Source organism: Providencia sp. PROV141, assembly GCF_028481645.1.
GTDB classification, from domain to species: Bacteria; Pseudomonadota; Gammaproteobacteria; order Enterobacterales; family Enterobacteriaceae; genus Providencia; species Providencia rettgeri.
The window spans coordinates 80648-105017 of sequence record NZ_JAMPPR010000005.1; the positions used below are offsets into that span (position 1 = coordinate 80648).

Below are 24370 nucleotides of genomic sequence, written 5' to 3' on the forward strand. Positions count from 1 at the left end.
ACTTATCCATCAGCATAAAAGATAACTGGAACCGTCATATTATGAGTAAACCAATTCAGATAGAACGCGGAATTAAATATCGTGACGCCGACAAAATGGCGCTGATCCCTGTCAAAAACGTTGTGACTGAACGAGAAGAAATTCTACGTAAACCTGACTGGATGAAAATTAGGCTTCCTGCTGACTCCACTCGTATTCAAGGCATTAAAGCAGCCATGCGCAAAAATGGACTGCATTCTGTTTGTGAAGAAGCGTCATGCCCTAATCTCTCTGAGTGTTTTAACCATGGTACTGCGACCTTTATGATTTTAGGGGCTATCTGTACCCGCCGCTGCCCATTCTGTGATGTTGCTCATGGCCGTCCAAATGCACCAGATGCCAATGAGCCTGAGAAATTAGCACAGACTATTAAAGATATGGCATTACGCTATGTCGTCATTACGTCAGTTGACCGAGATGATCTACGTGATGGCGGAGCACAGCACTTTGCTGATTGCATTAGCGCTATTCGTGAAAAAAGCCCATCGATTAAAATTGAAACGCTTGTTCCTGATTTCCGTGGCCGTATGGATCGCGCATTAGAAATTTTAACCGCGACACCACCTGATGTGTTTAACCATAACCTTGAAAACGTACCACGTGTTTACCGTCAAGTTCGCCCTGGTGCTAATTATGAATGGTCTTTAAAATTACTCGAAAAATTTAAAGAAGCCCATCCCGATATCCCAACTAAATCAGGGTTAATGGTTGGTCTTGGTGAAACCAATAAAGAAATTATCGAGGTTATGCACGACTTACGTCGCCATGGCGTAACGATGCTTACACTAGGCCAATACCTACAACCAAGCCGCCATCACTTACCGGTTAAACGCTATGTTAGTCCTGCTGAGTTCGATGAGATGAAAGAAGAAGCCATGGCAATGGGCTTCACTCACGCTGCTTGCGGCCCATTCGTTCGCTCTTCTTACCATGCTGATTTACAAGCTAAAGGTGAGGAAGTTAAATAGCCTCCATTATTTAACGTATAGACAAAAAATGCCTGATTGATATCAGGCATTTTTTTATCTATTGCAATAAAAAAACTCGCCCTAGATAACTAGCGCGAGTTTTCAGCTGTTCGTTTTAATCTTAATTATAAAAATTACAGAGGAATAACGTTAGCAGCAGATGGGCCTTTAGCACCTTCAGTAATTTCAAATTCCACTTTTTGGCCTTCAGCTAAGGTTTTGAAACCATCGCCCATAATCGCAGAAAAGTGAACAAATACATCTTTGCTACCATCTTCTGGAGTGATAAAACCAAAACCTTTAGATTCGTTGAACCACTTAACGTTACCTTTAACTTTAGACATCAAATATTACCTTTAAAATAAAATAGACACACCATCTGTATCAAGCTCAGTACATCAGATTTCTCAGTTACTTGTCTACAACCTAGATCACGAAAATGGACTAAAAAGATAAAAAAATATTATTTATCGATAGAATAGGTTCTGATTTCGACAATAATTCTTACCAATAGCAATTATCACAACCAATAGTATTATCTATAGCTAATTATTTAGATTTTACTTCTCATGTAAAAGTAGCCAGTCTTTGATATCCAAGCCCCCAGTATACCCCACTAATTTCCCATCATGCCCAAGTACACGATGACAAGGAACAATTAATGAGATTGGGTTACGTGAGTTTGCCATGCCGACAGCACGACAATAATTAGCTGAGCCTAACTTTAAAGCCAAATCTTTATAGCTCCAGCGTTCCCCATAAGGTATCCCACAAAGATGTTGCCAGACTTTTTTCTGAAATTCTGTGCCTTGTGGATTTAATGCCACCGTAAAAACGGTTCTTTTGTGATTAAAATATTCCTTTAGTTCTTTCACACAAAGCTTTGAATGCTCATTCTTCGTTTCTTTTTCTGTTTTTTCATCAACAAAATAAAGGCTCGTTATCCCGTTGTCATCAGCCGTAATATGGACCCACGGTTTAGGAAATTTATCCGGTGTTGCTAAATATTGATGGTACATAGTATCTCCTCAAAAGGACTCAATTACCTGATTGTATATACAGTTATAGTGTAAATTATTTCCACTTTGCAATGATCTTTTTTCTTAGAGTCTCTATCTGAATCATCTAATACGATATTTTTTTATTTTCAATGTTAATAACCACCTAGCTAACAATTAGAATAATTATCATTCAACATTTCATATTCACTACATATTGTATGGTTGATAAATTTAAAATCCATATATAGTATTTATGTGCCACGCGCCTTATTTTTAATGCGAATAAACATTCAAAAGGTAAATAACATGACTGAGATTACCATTTATAGTAAACCTAACTGCGTTCAGTGTAATGCTACTTATCAAGCCTTAGATCGCAAATCTATTTCCTACCAAATTATTGACCTTACTGAAGATAGCCAAGCCCTTGAACTCGTAAAAAAATTGGGTTATCAACAAGTCCCTGTTGTTATTGCAGGTGACAAACATTGGGCCGGTTTTCGACCTGACATGATTAGTCTATTAGCCGCTTAGGTGATGTCATGGAAACGGAATCACTCATCTATTTTTCAAGTCGCTCTGAAAATTGCCATCGCTTTATTGAAAAGCTCGGTATTCCTGCAACACGGTTACCTATTGGCAACCACGAAAATAGCCTAATTGCGACAAAACCTTATGTTTTATTACTACCAACCTATGGTGGTGGCGGTACAAAAGGGGCTGTTCCAAAAGAAGTGATTCAATTTCTTAATATTGAAGCCAATCGCGCATTTATCCGTGGTGTTATTGCTGCGGGTAATACCAATTTTGGTGATGCCTATGCGATAGCTGGAAATATCATCGCGCAAAAATGCCATATTCCCTACCTATACCGGTTTGAACTTCTTGGTACTGATAAAGATGTTCAATCCGTTCAACGAGGCCTAAAAACGTTTTGGCAACGTACAAACAACTAGAGTTATTCCAAATGGATAAAATGCAAAATATATCAGATGTGGATTATCATGCGCTCAATGCGATGTTGAATTTATATGATAACGAAGGCCGTATTCAATTTGATAAAGACAAAGAAGCGGCTCATCACTATTTTCGACAGCATGTGAACCAAAACACCGTATTTTTCCATGATTTAAAAGAAAAGTTAGACTTTTTAGTACAAGAAAACTATTACGAAAACAGTGTATTAGAACAATATAACTTTGAATTTATCAAATCACTGTTTAAACAGGCATACGCTCACAAATTTCGTTTTCAAACGTTTCTCGGTGCCTTTAAATATTATACTAGCTATACGCTGAAAACCTTTGATGGCAAACGCTACCTCGAACGCTATGAAGACCGCGTCTGTATGGTTGCTTTAACCCTTGCTCAAGGGGATGAATCCCTTGCTAAGTTGTATGTCGATGAAATTATTACAGGTCGTTTTCAACCTGCAACTCCCACCTTCCTTAACTGCGGTAAAAAACAACGTGGCGAGCTAATCTCTTGTTTTCTTTTAAGAATTGAAGACAACATGGAGTCCATTGGCCGCTCAGTCAATTCTGCTTTGCAGTTATCCAAACGCGGTGGCGGCGTTGCCTTTCTAATGACCAATTTACGGGAGCAAGGCGCCCCAATAAAACTAATTGAAAATCAATCTTCTGGCGTTGTTCCTGTCATGAAAATGTTAGAAGATGCTTTTTCTTATGCCAACCAATTAGGCGCAAGGCAAGGTGCCGGTGCCGTTTATTTGCACGCTCACCACCCTGATATCATGCGTTTTCTTGATACCAAACGTGAAAATGCAGATGAAAAAATACGCATTAAAACACTGTCTTTAGGGGTAGTTATTCCTGATATCACTTTCCAGTTAGCGAAAGATAACCAGGACATGTATTTGTTTTCACCATACGATGTAGCACGCACCTATGGTGTCCCTATGTCTGAAATCAGTGTGACAGACAAATACCATGAAATGGTCAATAACAAAGCGATAAAAAAATACAAAATCAATGCTCGGGAATTTTTCCAAACTTTAGCTGAAATCCAGTTTGAGTCTGGATATCCGTATATTTTATTTGAAGATACCGCCAATCGAACCAACCCTATCGCAGGACGCATTAATATGAGCAATCTGTGCTCAGAAATACTGCAAGTTAATCGCCCTAGTGTTTATGAAGACGATTTAAGCTATCAACAAATCGGTAAAGATATTAGCTGTAATTTAGGCTCCATGAATATCGCTAAAACGATGGATTCACCAAATTTCGCTCAATCAATAGCGGCTGCCGTTAGAGCACTGAGTGCGGTTTCAGATATGAGTAACATTCGTTCTGTCCCTTCCATTGCCGAAGGTAACCGACAATCACATGCGATTGGATTAGGTCAAATGAATTTACACGGCTACTTGGCAAGGGAGCATATCTATTATGGCTCAGAAGAAGCGCTCGATTTCACCAATATCTATTTTTATGCGGTCACCTATTACGCATTAAAAACGTCCAATCAATTAGCTATTGAAAGGAAAACTGCATTTGTTGGTTTTGAACATTCAACTTATGCCTCTGGTGATTATTTTGATAAATATATCAACAATATTTGGCTACCAAAAACACAAATCGTTCAGGAATTATTCCGACGTTCGGGTATCGAAATTCCAACTCGTGAAGACTGGCAAGGCTTAAAACAGTCTGTTATTACCTATGGAATTTATAACCAAAACTTGCAAGCGATACCTCCGACTGGGTCTATCTCTTATATCAATAATTCAACATCAAGCATTCACCCCATTGTTTCACGAATTGAAATTCGTAAAGAAGGTAAGATTGGTCGTGTCTACTACCCCGCTCCTTTCATGACGAATGAGAACTTAGAATATTACCAAGATGCTTACCAAATCGGTCCAGAAAAAATTATTGATACTTATGCCATGGCAACTCAGCACGTTGACCAAGGTTTATCTTTGACTCTATTTTTTAAAGATGATGCCACCACGCGAGATATTAACCGAGCGCAAATATATGCTTGGCGAAAAGGAATCAAGACATTGTATTACATCCGATTACGCCAAACTGCCCTCGAAGGAACTGAAGTCGAAGGCTGCGTATCTTGCACTTTGTAATAGGAAAATATTATGACCACCAGCATATCTAGCGCGCCAGTAAAAGCCATTAACTGGAACCGTCTTCAGGATGATAAAGACTTAGAAGTATGGAACCGATTAACGAGTAATTTTTGGCTTCCCGAAAAAGTACCATTATCTAATGATATTCCTTCTTGGAATACTTTAACTGCTGCAGAAAAACAGCTAACAATACGTGTATTCACTGGCCTCACCCTGCTAGATACGATTCAAAATACAGTGGGTGCACCTTGTTTAATGCCAGATGCACAAACACCTCACGAAGAAGCCGTTTTATCGAACATTAGCTTTATGGAAGCAGTACATGCGCGCTCTTATAGCTCAATATTTTCAACTCTTTGTTCAACAATTGATGTTGATGATGCATACCGCTGGAGTGAAGAAAATATTGCATTACAGAATAAAGCTAAGATCATCCTATCTTACTATTGTGATTCACACCCTTTAAAGAAAAAGATCGCAAGTGTCTTTTTAGAATCATTTCTATTTTATTCGGGTTTCTATTTACCAATGTATTGGTCAAGCAGAGGAAAGTTAACAAATACCGCAGATCTTATACGTTTAATTATTCGAGATGAAGCCATACATGGCTATTATATTGGCTATAAGTTTCAAAAATCATTATCACAATATGATGACAATACTCAGAAAGAAATTAAGGATTTTGCTTTTTCATTATTATTCGATTTATATGAAAATGAAGTGAAATATACACAAGAACTTTATGACACAGTAGGTTGGTCGGAAGATGTCAAAAAATTCCTTCATTACAATGCCAATAAAGCATTAATGAATTTAGGTTATGAAGCCTTATTTCCTGATACCGTCACTGATGTAAGTGCAGCGATATTATCGGCTTTATCTCCTGATGCAAATGAAAATCATGATTTCTTTTCGGGCTCCGGTTCATCTTATATTATTGGCAAAGCAGTCAGTACCGAAGATGATGACTGGAACTTCTAATTAAACTGTTAATTTAACTTATCAATAAGAATCACTCACAACCAAATCCATACCATGATGAATTATAATGAATTTATTTGTCATGGTATTTTTTAGCTCAAAAAGCAGTCAAATTAATTCGTTTTTTATATGTATATCTGTTTAATTACTCATTTTTAATGAGTCAATCTGGCAATTATTTTTAATCCAATCAATTTCCACTTCATTTTACATAAATTTATTTAATGAATTTGATATTAATTTCTATTTTTTTATCTATCAATTAAGCATTTATCCCACATAAAAATCGAATAAAATCGGCAACTCGCATATTGATTAGATTAGTGTGTATTATTTTCAATTAAATTCAATCTCACCAGTAAGTTAACTTTAATATAGAAACCATAAAATTCATCATTATATAACTTAATATCGTTTTTATTTACATTAATAGCATCAAATTTCATCTCTATTTTTTTGATTAATTATACTTAACCTAGGGTTGTCAGCTGATTTTATTATGCTAGGGTTTATTGCTTGCAAATTTTACTAATAACTCAAACGGAGAAATTTGAATTTAATCCATAATTAACTAACCCATTAAAACGAATATAGGAATTTCTGCCCTAATAATTTTCAAAGGATAATCATAGGTAGGAAACATAATGTTAACTATCACGATAGAATTCATCACTTTCAATATAGGTAATTTGTCTTCCTTGTTGATTGAAAATTGGGTAAATAATATATGGCAATAAAATTACAAGTTAAAAATTTATATAAAATATTTGGGGACAATCCTGACCAAGCATTTAAGCTATTAGAATCAGGTATGAATAAAGATGATATCTTTGAAAAAACAGGCCTTACTGTAGGTGTTCAAGATGTTAATCTGACGATTGAAGAAGGCGAAATCTTTGTTGTCATGGGACTTTCTGGCTCAGGAAAATCAACCTTGGTGCGCCTCCTCAATCGCCTGATCGAACCGACCAGCGGGCAAGTCATGATAGATGGAGAGGATATTTCCAATATTTCTGACAAAGCGCTGCGCGAAGTTAGGCGAACAAAAATTAGTATGGTGTTTCAATCCTTTGCGCTGATGCCACATATGAATGTCATCGATAACACCGCTTTTGGTATGGAACTTTCTGCCATTCCAAAAGAAGAACGCCATAAGAAAGCCATGAGTGCGCTTGAACAAGTTAATCTTGAAAAATGGGCTAATTCATACCCAGATGAGCTCTCTGGTGGGATGCGTCAACGTATCGGGTTAGCCAGAGCACTAGCCAATGACCCTGATATTCTGTTAATGGACGAAGCGTTCTCAGCCCTTGACCCACTAATTCGTACTGAAATGCAAGATGAACTGCTCTCCTTACAAGGGGATAAGCAACGCACGATTGTCTTTATTTCTCATGACCTTGATGAAGCGATGAGAATTGGCGACCGCATTGCCATTATGCAAGGAGGCGTTGTTGTTCAAGTCGGCACACCTGATGAAATTCTCAATAATCCAGCAAATGACTATGTTAAGACCTTCTTCCGTGGTGTAGATATCAGCCAAGTATTCAGTGCGAAGGACATTGCACGCAGACGTCCTAATGCACTATTGCATATCGCACCGGGTTTTGGCCCTCGTTCAGCGCTAAAAGTCCTCAACGATGAAGACCGCTATCACGGTTATTTAATTTCTCGAGGGCATACCTTTGCCGGTGTGGTTTCTGTTGAATCCTTAGAAAAAGCACTCCATGAAAAAGCAGGTATTGAAGCTGCAATATTAACTGATATCGAGCCAATTCAAGGTGATACATCCTTAAATGAAGTTATTTCTACCGTGGCACAAGCCCCTTGCGCTGTTCCGGTTATTAACGAAAAAAACCGCTATTTGGGCGTAATTTCAAAAGGAATGCTGTTACAGGCGCTGGATAAGGAGACACCAAATGAGTAAGCAGAATCAAGAAGCAACGAATAGCCAACAAGACCCATGGGCGGATACTGAAGCCACGAATACGCCAACACAAGGTACTGAAAATATACCGGCAGACGACCCATGGGCAACGACAAGCTCTAGCGAAACAAATACCGCTGGGGATGATCCTTGGGGAAATGCATCAGACATAACCACACCTGCTGACACCAGTTCGAGTGATTGGCTTGATGCCGCCCCAACAGATAGCATCATACCCGATCAGTTTAATATTATGGATCCCTTCCAGCACACTCTGATCCCTCTTGATTCATGGGTTGCACATGCTATCGATTGGGTAGTTCTCAACTTTCGTCCTGTATTCCAAGGGATTCGAGCCCCCATTGATTTTATTCTGAGTGGGTTTGAACAATTTCTCACCTCACTACCGTCCCCTGTTGCCATTATCATTTTCGCATTACTCGCTTGGCAATTAGCAGGACGCGCGATGGGGGTGGCCACATTTGTTTCGATGATAGCCATCGGAGCAATTGGTGCTTGGTCAGAAGCCATGGTGACACTGTCTCTGGTCCTCACCTCTTTACTGTTTTGTATTGTCATAGGACTGCCACTGGGGATTTGGCTGGCACGTAGTGATAAAGCCGCTAAAGTTATTCGCCCATTACTTGATGCGATGCAAACCACACCGGCATTCGTCTATTTAGTCCCGATTGTTATGTTATTTGGTATCGGTAATGTGCCCGGTGTTGTCGTCACTATTATATTTGCTTTACCGCCAATCATTCGTTTGACCATTTTAGGGATCAAACAAGTCCCAGCTGATTTAATTGAAGCCGCTGAATCATTCGGTGCAAGTCCTCGCCAAATGCTGTTTAAAGTGCAATTGCCATTGGCGATGCCAACGATTATGGCTGGGGTCAACCAAACCTTGATGTTAGCGCTGTCAATGGTCGTTATCGCCTCAATGATTGCTGTTGGGGGCTTAGGCCAAATGGTCTTACGGGGTATTGGTCGACTTGATATGGGTCTCGCATCTGTCGGGGGGGTCGGTATTGTTATTCTAGCTATCATCTTAGACCGCTTTACCCAATCTTTAGGGCAAGATACTCGTGGCAAAACATCATGCCGTTGGTACCAAAAAGGGCCTATTGGGTTGGTTATGCGCCCATTTTGTAAAAAAAACCATTAATCAAAACATCCTCCATTCACCTGAGTGCCATTCATATGGCACCTAACTTGGCACTTAGCATGAAAGCCAAGCTCGCTGCGAAAAAACAGAGGGAACAATATAATGAAACATAAAATCATTCTTGCATCTGCACTAACAGCCATGTTTGCCGTCCCATTTGCAGGTGCTAACGACCTGCCAGGTAAAGGAATCAAAATTAACCCAGTGCAAAGCACGATCAGTGAGGAAACATTCCAAACACTGATTGTGGCAAAAGCCCTTGAAGAACTTGGCTATGATGTTCAACCCATCAAAGAAGTCGACTATAACGTGGCTTACGCATCCATTGCGAACGGCGATGCGACTTACTTAGCCACCAGCTGGGTTCCTTTACATAACGCACAATATGACGCTGCGGGTGGCGATAATGTGTTCTATCGTCAAGGCAATTATGTTGTTAATGCAGCCCAAGGCTACCTCATCGACAAAAAAACAGCAGAAAAATACAATATTACCAATGTTGAACAACTCAAAGATCCTAAAATTGCCAAGCTCTTTGATTCAAATGGTAATGGTAAAGCGGACTTAACGGGATGTAACCCAGGTTGGGGCTGTGAAGCGGCCATCAATAACCATTTAAAAGCCTATGACCTAGAAAAAACAGTCGACCATAACCAAGGTAACTATGCGGCGATGATGGCTGACACCATTACCCGATATAAAGAAGGTAAACCTATTTTATATTATACGTGGACACCTTATTGGATAAGTGATGTCCTCAAGCCGGGTCGTGATGTAGTTTGGTTAGAAGTGCCGTTCTCTTCAATGCCAAATGGTGAAAAAACAGATACAGCTCTACCTAACGGAAAAAACTATGGTTTCCCACCAAATACCATGCATATCGTCGCCAATAAAAAATGGGCTGCGGATAACCCAGCAGCGGCAAAATTATTTGAGGTGATGAAACTACCTATTGCCGATATCAATGCACAGAACTTAAGAATGCATAACGGTGAAGCATCACAATCGGATATTCAACGCCACACAAATGCTTGGATCAAAGCCCATCAATCCACTTTTGATGGCTGGGTAAAGGAAGCACAAGCAGCCGCTAAGTAAAAATAAACAACCCGATTAATAACCTCAGCCACCCTAGCCGGTGGCTTTTTTACATCAATGACAAAAAGAAATAAACCAAGGTAATAAATTTTGTTTATAGTAGTCACCTAGCTAATAATAGGTAATCCTCATGAAACAGACCCAAACTGCAGAGTTGACAACGGGCCTCACTATTTTAATGGCCATTGCCACAGGCCTTGTCGTTGCCAGTAATTACTATGCTCAACCGCTTTTAGAGACCATTGCGGGGCAGTTTAATTTAACAACCAATATGGCTGGGTTTATTGTCACCGCCGCGCAACTCGGTTATGCCGCAGGTTTACTGTTTTTAGTTCCTTTGGGAGACTTATTTGAACGTAAACGCTTAATTTTAACCATGACCTTTCTTTCCGCATTAGGGTTATTAATTACAGCGCTTTCAAATAATATTTGGCAAATCCTTTTAGGTACCGCCCTTACAGGGCTATTTTCTGTTGTTGCACAAGTTCTGATCCCTCTCGCGGCATCTATTGCTAAGCCACACAAACGAGGTAAAGCGGTGGGAATGATTATGAGTGGCTTATTGCTGGGTATTTTACTTGCGAGAACGGTTTCAGGTGCTGTTGCTATGGTCGGTGGCTGGCGTGCTATCTATTGGTTGGCCTTTGCGCTATTGATGCTCTTAATGATTGTTCTAGCCATTAAACTTCCACGTTATCATCAAAAAACTAACTTAAACTACTTTCAGCTCATTTGCTCTATTGGCCGGCTATTTTTCGGCACTCCAGTGCTCGCGGTACGCGCTTCTCTCGGTGCACTATCATTTGCTAATTTTGGTTTACTGTGGACCGCAATGGCTTTCTTGTTAGCCAGCCCGCCATTCAATTATTCCGAAGGGACTATTGGTTTATTTGGCTTAGTCGGTGCCGCAGGTGCACTTATGGCTTCCCAAGCAGGGCATCTGGTCGATAAAGGCAAAGGAAAGCGCATTACAACTATCGGATTGGTATTGTTACTATTGTCCTGGATACCTATCGGCTTAGCTAAATATTCCCTCGTCGCATTTATCATTGGTGTATTAGTGTTAGACCTTGCAGTGCAAGCCGTTCATGTCACTAGTCAGAGTACGTTATATCGTATATTACCAGAAGCTCGTAACCGCCTAACTGCTGGCTATATGACCAGTTATTTTATTGGAGGCGCACTAGGATCTCTACTTTCAGGTTATGCCTATGAACATGCAGGTTGGGAGGGCATTGCCGTTGCAGGTGCAATCTTAACCACCATAAGTTTAATTATTTGGGCTATAGGGATTCGCTTTGATCCCGTTATCACCACAACTGATGACTAAATATGACTCATACCGATATCAATACGTTTTTAGATAAAAATTGACGAGTCCACACATCAACATATAAAAAGTTATAATGTATTAAAAATTATACGGTTCAATTTTATCCACCCAATATGTTAAATATTGAACAAATAAACAAACCATCACAGAACTGATAGTTATCAGGTGTAATAGTAAACAAAGTAAATATTAGTGAATGACACAGTTAAACAAATACAATGACTCGATAAAAAGGTAGTATCCCTGTTAATAAATCAAATTACTGTTTCATCAAATAATGTTTTAATTATACAAAAATAAGTAATTACACCTACAAATTAAAAATATCTATCTAACTTGTAATTATTGGGTAACAAAAAAAATGGTATTGAGTTAATGTCATGTGATTATATATTGTTTTGTATGATTGGAATTAGCCTTTAATTTAGCATTAGGTTGGTTGTTTTATAGCCAAAACTGACGCACTCTGAGTGAAATAGTCAATGGGCTATACTAAAACTGGCAAATTACATTCATAAAATTTATGAATCATGTATCATTATCAAAATAAAATCGGCGATATTAATTAAGTATAATTGCTAATTCTATCTTTTAATATACCATTTAGATGGTTGATGACAGTTGTAATCTTACCAACTGAAACTAATAAGGTATCCCAATAATGGAAAGTTCATTTACACCGACTGAAGAGCTACTCAATGCTCGTGTAGAACAACAAGATTCACATGAAAGTCCTATTCCATATCAAGAAATTCTGCTAACACGCCTATGTATGCATGTTCATGGGAAATTACTTGAAACTCGGAATAATATGTTAAGGTCTCAAGGTATTAATGAAACACTATTTATGGCGCTCATGATCCTTGATACAAAAGACTCCCGCAGTATTCAGCCATCTGAGCTCAGTGCAGCTCTTGGTTCGTCAAGAACCAACGCGACACGAATTGCAGATGAACTGGAAAAAAATGGTTGGATTGAACGCAAAGAAAGTCACAACGATAGACGTTGCCTTCATCTACACCTCACAGAAAAAGGGACTGAATTTTTAAATGGTCTATTGCCACCTCAACACAGCGCATTAATTGATATTTGGTCTGTTTTAGATGCTGATGAAAAACAACAGCTTGACACGCTGATGCGTAAATTACTGACAAAACTAGATACTATAAAAGATTGACCATATAAATTGTAAGGTTAATGTATTTGAGCCATTCTTTAGCTCAAAGCTGAAAAAATACTTTTCAGCCAATAATATTTCATTATCCTTTTACCCTTATGCTTTACGATATCCCATCAAACAGCAAAATCATTTGTAGTCTCAGTTTCCAGTAGTGGTTAATACCTAACTACTGGAAACAACCGTGACCCTTATCCATAGAAGTGGAGAAATACGAGTATGAGTTCCCCTGAGGAAATGCAACAAACGCAAACTCCCCAACGAAATAAAAAAAGACAACGCAAAAATGCGCTTATCTTTTTGACTCTATTATTTATTATTATAGGCGTTGGCTGGGCGGTCTACTGGTATCTCGTTCTTCGCCACTATGAATCAACTGACAACGCTTATGTCGCAGGTAACCAAGTACAAATACAATCCCAAGTTTCTGGGAGCGTTATGACAGTCAATGTGGATAATACCGACTTCGTGACAAGTGGAACTGTTTTGGTTGAACTAGACCCACGTGATGCAGAGTTGACACTAGACAAAGCAAAAACAGAATTAGCAAACAGTGTACGCCAGACTCGCCAGCACATGGTTAATAGCCGCCAGCTACAAGCCAACATTGACGTAAAACGGTCTGAATTAAACCGCTTACAGAATGATTTAAAACGTCGCGAAGTTTTAGGCAGTAGCCATGTCATCGGTAAAGAAGAACTACAACACGCGAGAGAAGCCGTTGTCAGTGCAAAAGCAGCATTAGATATGGCAATAGAACAATATAATGCTAATCAAGCCATTGTTTTGAATACCGCAATTGAAAAACAACCCGCAGTAGAACAGGCCGCGACACAAGTTAGAAACGCTTGGCTCACCCTACAACGGACGAAGATCGTCAGCCCTGTTGATGGCTATGTTTCACGTCGAAGTGTGCAAGTGGGTTCACAAATTACCCCTTCAACACCATTGATGGCTATTATTCCGTCCAATGGTATGTGGATTGATGCGAACTTTAAAGAAACACAACTTGCGGACATGCGTATCGGTCAACCTGCGAAGGTCACGACTGATTTTTACGGTAAAGATATCGTGTTTAACGGTACTGTAGTTGGGCTTGATATGGGAACAGGTAGCGCATTCTCTTTATTACCTGCACAAAATGCCAGTGGTAACTGGATAAAGGTAGTCCAACGCCTCCCCGTGCGTATTGCCTTAGATGCAACCCAGCTTGAAGAACATCCACTACGTATCGGTTTATCCACTGAAGTTACGGTTGATACATTGGATAAAAACGGCAAAGTACTTTCGAAAGGGATGCGCGATACCCCTGCTTACCATACTGCCGCATTAGCTGTCGATATGTCTCCTGCAGATAAAATAGTTACTGAGATAATTAATAATAACCTAGGGAATCAATAGGTGGAGGTGCAATCGTGACGACAGCACCTTTAACGGGATCAAAACTCGCATGGATGACGATTGCCCTTTCGTTGGCAACATTTATGCAAGTTCTTGATTCCACCATTGCTAATGTAGCTATTCCGACCATTGCTGGAAATTTAGGGGCATCCAACTCACAAGGAACATGGGTAATAACCTCTTTTGGTGTTGCCAATGCAATTTCCATCCCTATTACTGGTTGGTTAGCGCGTAGAATCGGTGAGGTCAGGCTATTTTTATGGTCCACAGGCTTATTCGCTTTAACTTCATGGCTGTGCGGTATTTCTGGCAGCTTAGAGATGTTGATCTTATTTCGTGTTTTACAAGGGTTAGTTGCAGGACCGCTCATTCCTTTGTCTCAAAGCCTGCTGCTTAATAATTATCCCCCAGCCAAGCGCAACATGGCCCTCGCCCTTTGGTCAATGACTATCGTTATTGCTCCTATTTGCGGACCGATTCTTGGTGGTTATATTAGTGATAACTACCATTGGGGCTGGATATTCTTTATCAATGTGCCATTTAGTATTGCAATCATTTTTGCCATCATGCGTACCTTAAAAGGTCGTGAAACTAAAATATCTATTCAGCGTATTGATACTATTGGTTTGGTACTATTAGTTGTCGGTATTGGTGCTTTACAAATCATGCTTGACCAAGGCAAAGAGCTGGATTGGTTTAATTCGACTGAAATTATCGTCCTAACCGTTATTGCCGTTGTCGCTATCGCCTTCTTAATTGTCTGGGAACTCACCGATGACCATCCTGTCATCGACTTATCCCTATTTAAAGAACGCAATTTTACGATTGGCTGTTTATCCCTAAGTTTGGCTTACATGCTCTATTTCGGGACGATTGTACTACTGCCGCAATTGCTACAAGAGGTTTATGGCTATACTGCGACCTGGGCTGGGCTAGCCTCTGCTCCTGTCGGGTTATTACCGCTACTGATTACGCCAATTATAGGGCGTTTTGGTAACCGAATTGATATGCGTTATTTAGTGACATTCAGCTTTATTATCTATGCAGTTTGTTACTATTGGCGTGCTTATACATTCGAACCCGGAATGAGTTTCGCTGAAGCCGCTTGGCCGCAATTTGTACAAGGTTTAGCTATCGCTTGTTTCTTTATGCCTTTGACAACCATTACATTATCTGGTCTACCACCAGAGAAAATGGCCTCTGCATCCAGTTTATCCAACTTCACTCGTACCTTAGCTGGAGCCATCGGGACATCAATTACCACAACGATGTGGACCCAAAGAGAGTCAATGCATCATGAAAATCTCGCTGAATTTGTAAACCCATACAACCCAAATGCTCAACAGATGTACAGTGAGCTGGCAAAAATTGGTATGAACGAGCAACAAAGTGCGGCATACCTCGCTAAAACGATTACTGACCAAGGCTTGATTATGTCAGCAAATGAGATATTTTGGCTTTCAGCTGGAATTTTCATTCTACTAATGGTCATTGTCTGGTTCGCTAAGCCACCATTTGGGGCAGGTTCGAAAGACGGCGGCGGTGCTCATTAATCAGCCCAACCCCATATAATTTTATGGGGTTCTCTGAGGCTCTTGGCAAAATTTTCATACTGATTCAGTAAGTTGCCTTTGTGACAGAAATAAAAAAGCCATACAGCGTGGGATATGCATCCTTTATGTATGGCCTTATTTTTTTATAAAACGTGAGGGTTATTTAACTTGGTTTTGTTGCCACCACTGGGCCAACATAATTCCCGTTGCAACAGATACATTCAAGCTTTCCACTTTACCTGTTCCACCGATATACAAACTCATATCACCTTGATCCCACGTGCTATCACTTAAGCCATCACTCTCTTGGCCTAAAACTAATACCATTTTGGCTGGTAACTTCGCTTTTGCGAGATCTTGGCTGCCTTTATGGCTGGAAGTCGTCACAATGGTATAACCCGCTTTGCGGAATTTATCCAAAGTATCTGTTAATCCATCTGCATCAATCGCTTTAATGTGCTCAGCACCGCCTTCTGCAGTACGAATTGCCGCACCAGACTCCAGCATACCTGCATCCTGCAAAATTACACCTTTGATGCCAAAATGCGCACAGCTACGCATAATACCGCCCAGATTATGAGGATTTCCCACATCTTCCAGTGCTAATACGCAGTCATTACCTGTCGCTTGCTGCAAATATGCATCTGCACTCATTCCACCACGTTTTTTGATGATAAAACAGACACCACCATGATGTTCGGTTCCTGATGCTTTCGATAATTCTTCGTCATCTACCACGTGGTAAGCCTTGCGATTTGCCGCCATCCATTTTAGCGCATCTCGAAAACGCGGCGTGACGGATTGCAAGAACCATGCACGAACAATCGCATCTGGGCGGTTTTTAAACATGGCTTGGCAGGCATTCTCACCATAGATACGAGTTTCTTCTTGGCGCTGCTTACGCAGTTGTTCAGGGTCGATTTGACTCTTGCCAACGATCCCGCCGTGGTCATTCGCTAATTCTTCGCTATCTGGCTTAGAAACAGTACGCCATGGTGAACGTTCACGAGGTTCCTCATTACGGTTATCGGAGCGACGCCCTTCACGACTACCTTCAGGGCGATTTGAGCGGCCACCACGATCTTGACGGGCACCACGCTTGTCATTACCACGCCTATCGTCACGGCCACCGCCTCGGCGTTTATCATTGCCTTTATTGCTGTCCTGCTCTTCACTGCGGACATACATCACTTTTACTTTGCCGTTTTTACCACTAAAATCATTTGAGTCGTTCATCACTATCCCCTACTAAGCTATGGCGCGAAGATTACATGATGTTGCATGGCTACGCTACCGATTCACACTATTATCTCATCTAAAAGTTATTGAATATACTTCTATCGCATAGAAATCGTTTTGCGTACAATATGCGCCTTCATTTTAGGCCTAAAAAATATCACTCAACATGACTTCGAATGCCGTTTATCACCTGCGTCAACAGCGCCTCGCATTATCGACTAAACCGTTTAAAGCACGAGGCTGCCGAGTAAAACGTTGCCAATATTGCTTATTACCTATCCCACAATGCCTGTGCCAAGACACTGTATCGTCACAAGCAAAAAGTCAATTCTGCTTGATTATGTTTGATGGTGAAGTATTTAAGCCAAGTAATACGGGTAAATTGATTGCGGATATTTTACCCAACACTTTGGCCTTTCAGTGGTCAAGGACAGAGCCTGATGCACAGCTACTGTCGGCATTACAAGACACCTCAAGGCAACCTTATCTCATCTTTCCAGAAAGCTACGCTCAAAATGAACGCGTTGTGGTCAATGAGCCTACTTTGTCGGATAAACCCGCTTTATTTATTTTACTCGATGGAACCTGGCCAGAAGCACGTAAAATGTTTCGTAAAAGTCCTTATCTTAATGATATTCCAATGCTTTCCATTAATACCAAAGCAAGGACTGACTATTTACTACGTACACCATCAAAGGAAGAACAACATTGTACCGCTGAAGTTGCAGCTACCGTTTTAGAATTAGCGGGAGATTTAGACGCTTCACAACAACTCTTTAGCCACTTCAATCTTTTCCGTCAAAAATACCTTGAAGGGAAACCGCATCACCCTATTGCACAGAAGCTACTTACCGAATCCCACCTCTAACTATTTATTGGTACTGTTTTTCTCTTTCTTTTCGAGCCCAGTACCATTAAATGACAACTTTTAGATCGTCGTGCTGATAAAACGTGAACGTGCTTGTATAAATTAATTAAACTCACCAGATAAACTAGCGCAATCTCAAAGATAAGGCATAGTATTCATAAGTATCACTCAGCCACTTTTTATCTATTGAACGCTTATCTCGTTCAGCAAAGCAAAGGGTTATCAACCATGGGTTTAGTCAGTCAGTTAGAATCTTTATTCCGGCCAAAGTCTATCGTTGTCGTGGGAGCATCTGAAAACCCGAGCCGTGCAGGTTCGGTGATGATGAAAAACCTACTTACCAGCGGTTTTAAAGGTCCTATTTTACCTGTTAATCCAAACCGAAACTCTGTCCTCGGCGTACTTGCTTATCCTTCTATAGATAAATTGCCGCTCAAACCTGATCTTGCCGTTATCTGTACCCATTACTCACGTAATATCTCCTGTTTACAGCAATTAGGGGAAGCTGGCTGTAAAGTGGTTATTATTTTATCATCCCCTTCCATTCAGTTTAATGAATTAAAAAAAGTCGCCCAGCAATATCAAATTCGCCTATTAGGCCCGAATAGCCTAGGTTTTCTCGCCCCATGGCAAGGTTTGAATGCAAGTTTTTCCCCAATTCCAATCTTAAAAGGAAAACTCGCTTTTATCTCACAATCTGCTGCTGTATCAAATACCGTTCTGGATTGGGCAAGGCACCGAGACATCGGTTTTTCTTATTTTATTGCCCTTGGTGATAGCATCGATATTGATATTGACGATTTACTCGATTATTTAGCCCGTGATAGCAAAACCAGTGCCATTTTGCTGTATCTCGAAAGTATTAGTGATGCGCGACGTTTCTTATCTTCATCTCGCAGTGCTTCACGTAATAAACCTATATTAGTGATAAAAAGCGGTCGAACCCGCAAAGCACAAGAACTTCTAGGTGATAAACCGAGCCTAGATGCCGCTTATGACGCCGCAATCCAGCGTGCTGGGCTCCTTCGCGTGCAAGATACTCACGAAATGTTTTCTGCGGTTGAGACATTAAGCTATATGACACCATTACGCGGTGAGCGTCTGTCAATCATGAGCAATGGCTCAGCCCCTGCCGCGATGGCACTAGACGAGCTTCTCTTACGTAGTGGCAAACTTGCAACGTTAAGTGTTGAAACAGAAAATGAATTAAGCTCACTGTTACCTCTTGATTTATCGACGCAAAACCCGATTGACTTGGGGGATGATTCCACCGTTGAACGCTATATCAATGTACTGAACAAAATGCTCGACAGCCACGACCATGACGCTTTATTGCTTATCCACACCCCCAGTGCGATAACGGAAAGTAAAACCATGGCAGAAAAAATAATTAAAACGATTAAGCAGCACCCACGAGGGAAATGGCTAACCATCTTAACCAACTGGTGTGGAGAATATTCATCTCAAGAATCTCGTCGGCTATTTAGTGAAGCTGGGATCCCAACCTACCGTACGCCAGAAGGGGCAATCACTGCATACATGCATATGGTGGAATATCGCCGTAACCAAAAACAACTCAAAGAAACTCCGGCTCTACCTGTTGGTATTACAGCAAATACTCAACAAGCTCATGAATATATTCAACAAGCACTGGAAAATAATAAGCTACACTTAGATACGCATGAGGTTCAACCTATTTTAAAAGCCTACGGGTTAAATAGCTTACCCACCTGGATTGCACATTCGAGCAATGAAGCCATTGAAATCGCAGAGAAAATTGGTTACCCCGTTGCTTTAAAACTACGTTCTCCCGATATTGTACACAAGTCAGAAGTACAAGGGGTCATGCTCTATTTACGCAATGCTAAAGAGGTAGAAGATGCAGCTAAAGCGATTATGGAGCGTGTTTCAACAAATTTCCCTAATGCACGAATTGAAGGGCTACTAGTACAAAGTATGGCTAATCGAGCAGGTGCTCAAGAGCTCAGGATCGCTGTTGAACTAGATCCTGTCTTTGGCCCTCTTATCATGTTAGGAGAAGGTGGTATTGAGTGGCAACAAGAGAGCCAAGCTGCTGTAGCTCTTCCTCCGCTAAATATGGCTTTAGCTCGCTACCTAGTTATTAATGCTATTAAAGGTTATAAAATAAAATCCCGAAGTGCTTTAGAACCATTAAATATCATAGAGTTGTCAGCTCTATTAGTACGTGTTTCAAATTTAATTATTGATTGCCCGAATATTACAAGGTTAGACATTCACCCATTGCTTGCCTCAGGGGATGAATTTACGTTACTTGATGTCTCCATGACTCTAAGCCCAACAGATGATGCAACAACATCAAGGTTGGCAATTCGCCCTTACCCTAGTGAACTTGAAGAAACGATTCATTTAAAAGAAGACCTTACTTGCTTACTACGTCCGATCCTCCCTGAAGATGAGCCTTTGCTAAAATCCTTTATAGAACAAGTCACTAAGGAAGATCTTTATTATCGCTACTTTAGCGAAATTAGTGAGTTTACCCATGATGACCTCGCCAATATGACTCAGATTGATTATGACCGGGAAATGGCTTTTGTTGCGGTAAAAAATTCTAATACAGCTCCTGAAATTATTGGTGTCACACGGGCGATGGCTGATCCTGATAACCAAGAGGCTGAATTTGCAGTACTGGTTCGTTCCGACATGAAAGGGCAAACGCTCGGTTATCAACTGATGCAAAAGTTACTTAACTATACTCGGAGCCACGGCATTAAAAAACTGACGGCAATAACTATGCCTGAAAACCGTAATATGATTAGCCTAGCGAAAAAACTCGGCTTTGAAATTGACGTTCAGTTTGAAGATGGAGTAGTTAACCTGACACTGCACTTATAGAAATATCCAAGAACACGACTCAACTTGTATAGTAATTAAACAAGTCGTCAATTTATACTAAATGGTTTGGCTAAATATGCTATCATCCATAGATCATTCGCTTAAAAATGTGCGCAAAGCGAGTTGCTATTAGACTAATAAGAGAAAATTCACACTGTGATGTTGTCAAAATTAAAACAAGCAAAACATCAACAATATTTGGTCAGTTTGCCAAAACTCTCTCAAGAAATTGCTGATGTAAAAACGCTATATAAGACAGAAGATTTTCGTGATGAACTGCTTAAACAAATCTCTCAAGCTCAAAATACTATCTACATAACGGCTTTGTATTTAGAGAAAGACGATGCAGGTAAAGACATACTTCATGCTCTATATTCTGCAAAACAAGCTAATACATCATTGGATATCAAAATTCTCGTAGACTGGCACCGTGCTCAACGAGGCCGGATAGGGGCTGCTGCAAATGCCACAAATGCCGATTGGTATTATGATGTTGCAAAACATTACCCTGAAATTGAAATCCCTATCTACGGTATTCCTGTAAATACACGGGAAGCACTGGGTGTTCTGCACCTAAAAGGCTTTTTATTTGATGATACTCTGCTCTATAGCGGTGCAAGTATTAATGACGTCTATTTACAGCGTCATAATAAATACCGTTATGACCGTTATCACCTTATCAAAAACAGCCAACTTACCGCATCAATGAAAAAATTTATTGATGACGCATTGTTACAGTCTGACGCCATTCATCTATTAAATACACCGACTCGGCCAAAAACAGCTGAATTTAAGCACCTAATTAAACAATTCCGTCTGAGCTTACGAGGTACGTCCTATCAGTTTTCAGGGAATGCATCAAATGATGAACTGTCTGTTACTCCCTTTGTTGGCCTCGGCAAGAAAAACGATTTAAACCGTGTTATCACTCATTTAATGGGTTCAACAAATAATAAGCTAACAATCTGCACGCCTTATTTTAATTTACCTGCGGTATTAGTCAGGGTTATTAGCCGGTTACTCCGTGATGGCAAACAAGTAGAAATTATCATTGGTGACAAAACTGCCAATGACTTCTACATTCCACCAGAAGAACCCTTTAAAATAATTGGTGCATTACCATACCTTTATGAAATCAACCTCCGCCGTTTTGTTAGTCGCTTGCAACGCTTTATTGATAGCCAGCAGTTAACAGTTAGGCTCTGGAAAGACGCAGACAATACCTATCATCTAAAGGGGATGTGGGTTGATAATCACTGGCAATTGATCACAGGCAACAACTTAAACCCACGCGCTTGGGGGCTAGATCTTGAAAACGCAGTACTAATTCACGACCCGAAACAGCAATTGCAAGAGCAACGAAATCACGAACTAGAGTGTATTCGAACTCATACTAAGGTTGTTAGCCATTTTCGTGAACTAGATAGCATCCAAACTTATCCAGTGAAAGTGAAAAAACTTATTCGTAGGCTACGTCGAATACGAGTGGATCGGTTAATTAGTCGGATTTTATAATACATCTCAATTTAGCGTCACTTAAGTGGCGCTTTTTACATTCATCATCTGGATAATGATACCTAATATGTTTAAGCCATTAATTTTTAGCTTACTTATATTTTCCATCTCAGGATGCAGTGGTTTTCATTGGTCCAATGACAATTGGAAAGGTAAAGATAAAGCACAACATTTTGCATTCTCAGCCGCTATGGCTGCAGCGGGTAACGCTTATGCAGATAGACAAAATATGGGGCACAGAGAAGCGGCGCAGTTCGGGGTCTTGTTTTCAGTTTCATTAGGTGCCGCAAAAGAATTATATGATAGCCGGCCTGAAGGCACCGGTTGGAGCTGGCATGATTTTGCTTATGATATTGCGGGTTCTATCGCGGGTTATAGTTTATATCAGTCCTTAAAGTAACCCTCTCCTTACTTCCCATTCATTTAAATCCCCCCTGTTATTTTCAATATTTCGTTCACTATCGAAGTATCTCTTAATTAATACTCTATAGTTGAGCTCTCAATATTAAGGAGAGACTTATGATCGCAGTGATTTTCGAAGCCATCCCAGTACCAGAACAAAAAAATCGTTATTTTGAACTAGCCGGTCAACTAAAATCTGAACTTATGCGCATAGAGGGATTTATTTCGGTTGAACGTTTTCAAAGTATAACCACTGAAGGAAAAATTCTCTCTCTTTCGTGGTGGGAAACAGAAGAAGCCGTAAAAAATTGGAAAAAACATTTCATGCATATTGAAGCGCAAGTTGAAGGACAACAAACCATTTTTTCTCATTATCGAATTCGAATTGCCCATACCCTAAAGGATTACTCATTCAATAAAGAGGATAATTTTGATGTATGATATTCATGTGATTCTTGAAAACCAAGTGGGAGCTTTAGCACTACTGGCAACAACATTAGGGAAACATGGTATTGGCCTTGAAGGTGGTGGTGTTTTTTCTATCGAAGGAAAAAGCCATGCTCACTTTCTCGTCACCCAGCCAGAAAAAGCAAGCAATGCTCTGGCTACCGTAGGGCTGAAGGTTGAAAGTATTTCAAAACCTGTGATCCGCAAATTAAAACAAGAACGCCCAGGCGAACTTGGAGAAATTGTTTCTCAGCTTGCACTCCACCAAATTAATATCTTAGTCCAATATAGCGACCATAATAACAGGCTAATATTAATAACAGACAATAATATATTAACTGCTGAAGTCACAAAGAAGTGGGAAAGCCTACCATATGATACCAAGCAAAAATAGTATTCTCATTGAAGAGAAAGAGCCATTAGAGAAATCTATCGCAAAAGTTGCATTTGCGATTGCTGACCCTTCAAGGGTCAGCATTTTGTGTGCATTAATGGATGGTAGAGCATGGACAGCAACAGAATTAAGTGCAGTTGCAGATATAGCACCATCAACAACAAGTGCACACCTCACTAAGCTATTAAATAGCCACTTAATTAGCTGTCTATCTCAAGGAAGGCATCGTTATTATCGACTTGCAGGCTCAGATATTGCCGAATTATTAGAAACATTAATGGGGGTATCCATGAAATTAGAGTATACCCCACCAATAGCAACACCTATTCATCTGCGAAAAGCACGTACTTGCTATGATCACTTAGCAGGGGAAGTTGCTGTTCAGATCTACGAATTTATGGATAAAAATGGTTGGTTTACCGCTAAAGAAAACAAGTTATCAGATATTGGTATGGCGCAATTTAAAAAATTTGGGATAGATATTATTCCTCATACAAAACGAAAAATAGCATGCGCTTGCTTGGATTGGAGTGAAAGGCGCATGCACCTAGGAGGACTTGCAGGAGCCTTGCTACTACAATTCTTTGAGGAAAATAGATGGATAGATAAAGCAAAAGGCTATAGAGAAATTACTTTTACTTCCAACGGTAAAAAAGCTTTAAAGCGTATTTTTGATATTAATATTGTTTAACCTACAATAGGCTATTATCGATAAAATTCAGTATGTTAGAAACACAAAAAAGCCTCGTGATTTTCATCACGAGGCTTCGATAAGTGGCGGAACGGACGGGACTCGAACCCGCGACCCCCTGCGTGACAGGCAGGTATTCTAACCAACTGAACTACCGCTCCACTTATTCTTTTGCCTTTCGGCTGCTTACC

The 24370-nt window shown here is 40.2% G+C and carries 22 protein-coding genes and 1 tRNA gene; 19 read left to right on the forward strand and 4 right to left on the reverse strand.

Annotation, left to right across the window (positions count from 1 at the left end):
- The first annotated feature begins 41 nt into the window (after positions 1-41).
- Positions 42-1007 carry a lipoyl synthase gene (gene lipA / locus PSF09_RS04030; RefSeq protein ID WP_210837093.1) on the forward strand — a complete coding sequence of 322 codons (966 nt, stop codon included), beginning with the start codon at positions 42-44 and terminating at the stop codon, positions 1005-1007.
- 134 nt (positions 1008-1141) lie between these two features.
- On the opposite strand, the gene cspE is transcribed toward lipA, so the two are convergent.
- Both cspE and PSF09_RS04040 read right to left on the reverse strand, forming a co-directional pair.
- Positions 1142-1351 carry a transcription antiterminator/RNA stability regulator CspE gene (cspE, locus tag PSF09_RS04035; protein ID WP_004257099.1) on the reverse strand — a complete coding sequence of 70 codons (210 nt, stop codon included), beginning with the start codon at positions 1349-1351 and terminating at the stop codon, positions 1142-1144.
- A gap of 216 nt (positions 1352-1567) precedes the next feature.
- On the reverse strand, positions 1568-2026 hold the full coding sequence (locus tag PSF09_RS04040) for a methylated-DNA--[protein]-cysteine S-methyltransferase (RefSeq protein ID WP_210840371.1): 459 nt from the start codon (positions 2024-2026) through the stop codon (positions 1568-1570).
- A 288-nt stretch (positions 2027-2314) separates the two neighbouring features.
- On the opposite strand from PSF09_RS04040, the gene nrdH reads away from it, so the two are divergent.
- The 11 genes from nrdH (at position 2315) to emrB (ending at position 15749) form a co-directional block, all read left to right on the forward strand.
- On the forward strand, positions 2315-2542 hold the full coding sequence (gene nrdH, locus PSF09_RS04045) for a glutaredoxin-like protein NrdH (protein ID WP_210840372.1): 228 nt from the start codon (positions 2315-2317) through the stop codon (positions 2540-2542).
- 8 nt (positions 2543-2550) lie between these two features.
- On the forward strand, positions 2551-2964 hold the full coding sequence (nrdI, locus tag PSF09_RS04050; protein WP_210840373.1) for a class Ib ribonucleoside-diphosphate reductase assembly flavoprotein NrdI: 414 nt from the start codon (positions 2551-2553) through the stop codon (positions 2962-2964).
- An 11-nt stretch (positions 2965-2975) separates the two neighbouring features.
- On the forward strand, positions 2976-5108 hold the full coding sequence (nrdE, locus tag PSF09_RS04055) for a class 1b ribonucleoside-diphosphate reductase subunit alpha (protein ID WP_272666426.1): 2133 nt from the start codon (positions 2976-2978) through the stop codon (positions 5106-5108).
- 12 nt (positions 5109-5120) lie between these two features.
- Positions 5121-6092 carry a class 1b ribonucleoside-diphosphate reductase subunit beta gene (nrdF, locus tag PSF09_RS04060; RefSeq protein ID WP_210840375.1) on the forward strand — a complete coding sequence of 324 codons (972 nt, stop codon included), beginning with the start codon at positions 5121-5123 and terminating at the stop codon, positions 6090-6092.
- A gap of 727 nt (positions 6093-6819) precedes the next feature.
- Positions 6820-8019, forward strand: a complete 1200-nt coding sequence (gene proV / locus PSF09_RS04065; RefSeq protein ID WP_272666425.1) for a glycine betaine/L-proline ABC transporter ATP-binding protein ProV — start codon at positions 6820-6822, stop codon at positions 8017-8019.
- Entirely contained in the window at positions 8012-9187 is a 1176-nt protein-coding gene (proW, locus tag PSF09_RS04070) for a glycine betaine/L-proline ABC transporter permease ProW (protein WP_272666424.1), read from the forward strand. Before proV ends, proW begins: the two co-directional genes overlap by 8 nt.
- Before the next feature lie 102 nt (positions 9188-9289).
- On the forward strand, positions 9290-10285 hold the full coding sequence (gene proX / locus PSF09_RS04075) for a glycine betaine/L-proline ABC transporter substrate-binding protein ProX (protein ID WP_210840350.1): 996 nt from the start codon (positions 9290-9292) through the stop codon (positions 10283-10285).
- Positions 10286-10415: 130 nt separating this feature from the next.
- Complete coding sequence (locus PSF09_RS04080) at positions 10416-11615, forward strand: MFS transporter (protein ID WP_272666423.1); 1200 nt, start codon at positions 10416-10418, stop codon at positions 11613-11615.
- 664 nt (positions 11616-12279) lie between these two features.
- A complete protein-coding gene (gene mprA, locus PSF09_RS04085) occupies positions 12280-12795 on the forward strand; it encodes a transcriptional repressor MprA (protein WP_210839886.1) in 516 nt (171 codons plus the stop codon).
- Positions 12796-13014: 219 nt separating this feature from the next.
- Complete coding sequence (gene emrA / locus PSF09_RS04090) at positions 13015-14196, forward strand: multidrug efflux MFS transporter periplasmic adaptor subunit EmrA (RefSeq protein WP_210839885.1); 1182 nt, start codon at positions 13015-13017, stop codon at positions 14194-14196.
- A gap of 14 nt (positions 14197-14210) precedes the next feature.
- Positions 14211-15749 carry a multidrug efflux MFS transporter permease subunit EmrB gene (gene emrB / locus PSF09_RS04095; protein ID WP_036957964.1) on the forward strand — a complete coding sequence of 513 codons (1539 nt, stop codon included), beginning with the start codon at positions 14211-14213 and terminating at the stop codon, positions 15747-15749.
- Between the two features lie 159 nt (positions 15750-15908).
- Here emrB and PSF09_RS04100 read toward each other — a convergent pair whose 3' ends face one another.
- A complete protein-coding gene (locus PSF09_RS04100) occupies positions 15909-16985 on the reverse strand; it encodes a tRNA/rRNA methyltransferase (RefSeq protein WP_272666422.1) in 1077 nt (358 codons plus the stop codon).
- Between the two features lie 169 nt (positions 16986-17154).
- Here PSF09_RS04100 and PSF09_RS04105 point away from each other — a divergent pair, with 169 nt between their 5' ends.
- From PSF09_RS04105 to PSF09_RS04135, 7 genes are all read left to right on the forward strand, one after another.
- Positions 17155-17856 carry a tRNA-uridine aminocarboxypropyltransferase gene (locus tag PSF09_RS04105; RefSeq protein ID WP_272683520.1) on the forward strand — a complete coding sequence of 234 codons (702 nt, stop codon included), beginning with the start codon at positions 17155-17157 and terminating at the stop codon, positions 17854-17856.
- A gap of 228 nt (positions 17857-18084) precedes the next feature.
- Complete coding sequence (locus PSF09_RS04110) at positions 18085-20730, forward strand: bifunctional acetate--CoA ligase family protein/GNAT family N-acetyltransferase (RefSeq protein WP_272683521.1); 2646 nt, start codon at positions 18085-18087, stop codon at positions 20728-20730.
- A gap of 159 nt (positions 20731-20889) precedes the next feature.
- Positions 20890-22245, forward strand: a complete 1356-nt coding sequence (pssA, locus tag PSF09_RS04115) for a CDP-diacylglycerol--serine O-phosphatidyltransferase (RefSeq protein ID WP_272683523.1) — start codon at positions 20890-20892, stop codon at positions 22243-22245.
- A 67-nt stretch (positions 22246-22312) separates the two neighbouring features.
- Positions 22313-22645 carry a YfiM family lipoprotein gene (locus PSF09_RS04120; protein ID WP_210839864.1) on the forward strand — a complete coding sequence of 111 codons (333 nt, stop codon included), beginning with the start codon at positions 22313-22315 and terminating at the stop codon, positions 22643-22645.
- Between the two features lie 119 nt (positions 22646-22764).
- Positions 22765-23088, forward strand: coding sequence for an antibiotic biosynthesis monooxygenase family protein (locus PSF09_RS04125; protein WP_272666418.1), 324 nt, complete (start codon positions 22765-22767; stop codon positions 23086-23088).
- Positions 23081-23488, forward strand: coding sequence for an amino acid-binding protein (locus PSF09_RS04130; protein WP_272666417.1), 408 nt, complete (start codon positions 23081-23083; stop codon positions 23486-23488). The genes PSF09_RS04125 and PSF09_RS04130 overlap by 8 nt, the downstream gene beginning before the upstream one ends.
- Positions 23469-24179: an ArsR/SmtB family transcription factor gene (locus PSF09_RS04135; RefSeq protein WP_210839857.1), complete on the forward strand. Its 711-nt coding sequence runs from the start codon at positions 23469-23471 to the stop codon at positions 24177-24179. Before PSF09_RS04130 ends, PSF09_RS04135 begins: the two co-directional genes overlap by 20 nt.
- An 84-nt stretch (positions 24180-24263) precedes the next feature.
- Here PSF09_RS04135 and PSF09_RS04140 read toward each other — a convergent pair.
- Positions 24264-24340, reverse strand: a tRNA-Asp gene (locus tag PSF09_RS04140).
- Positions 24341-24370: the final 30 nt, after the last annotated feature.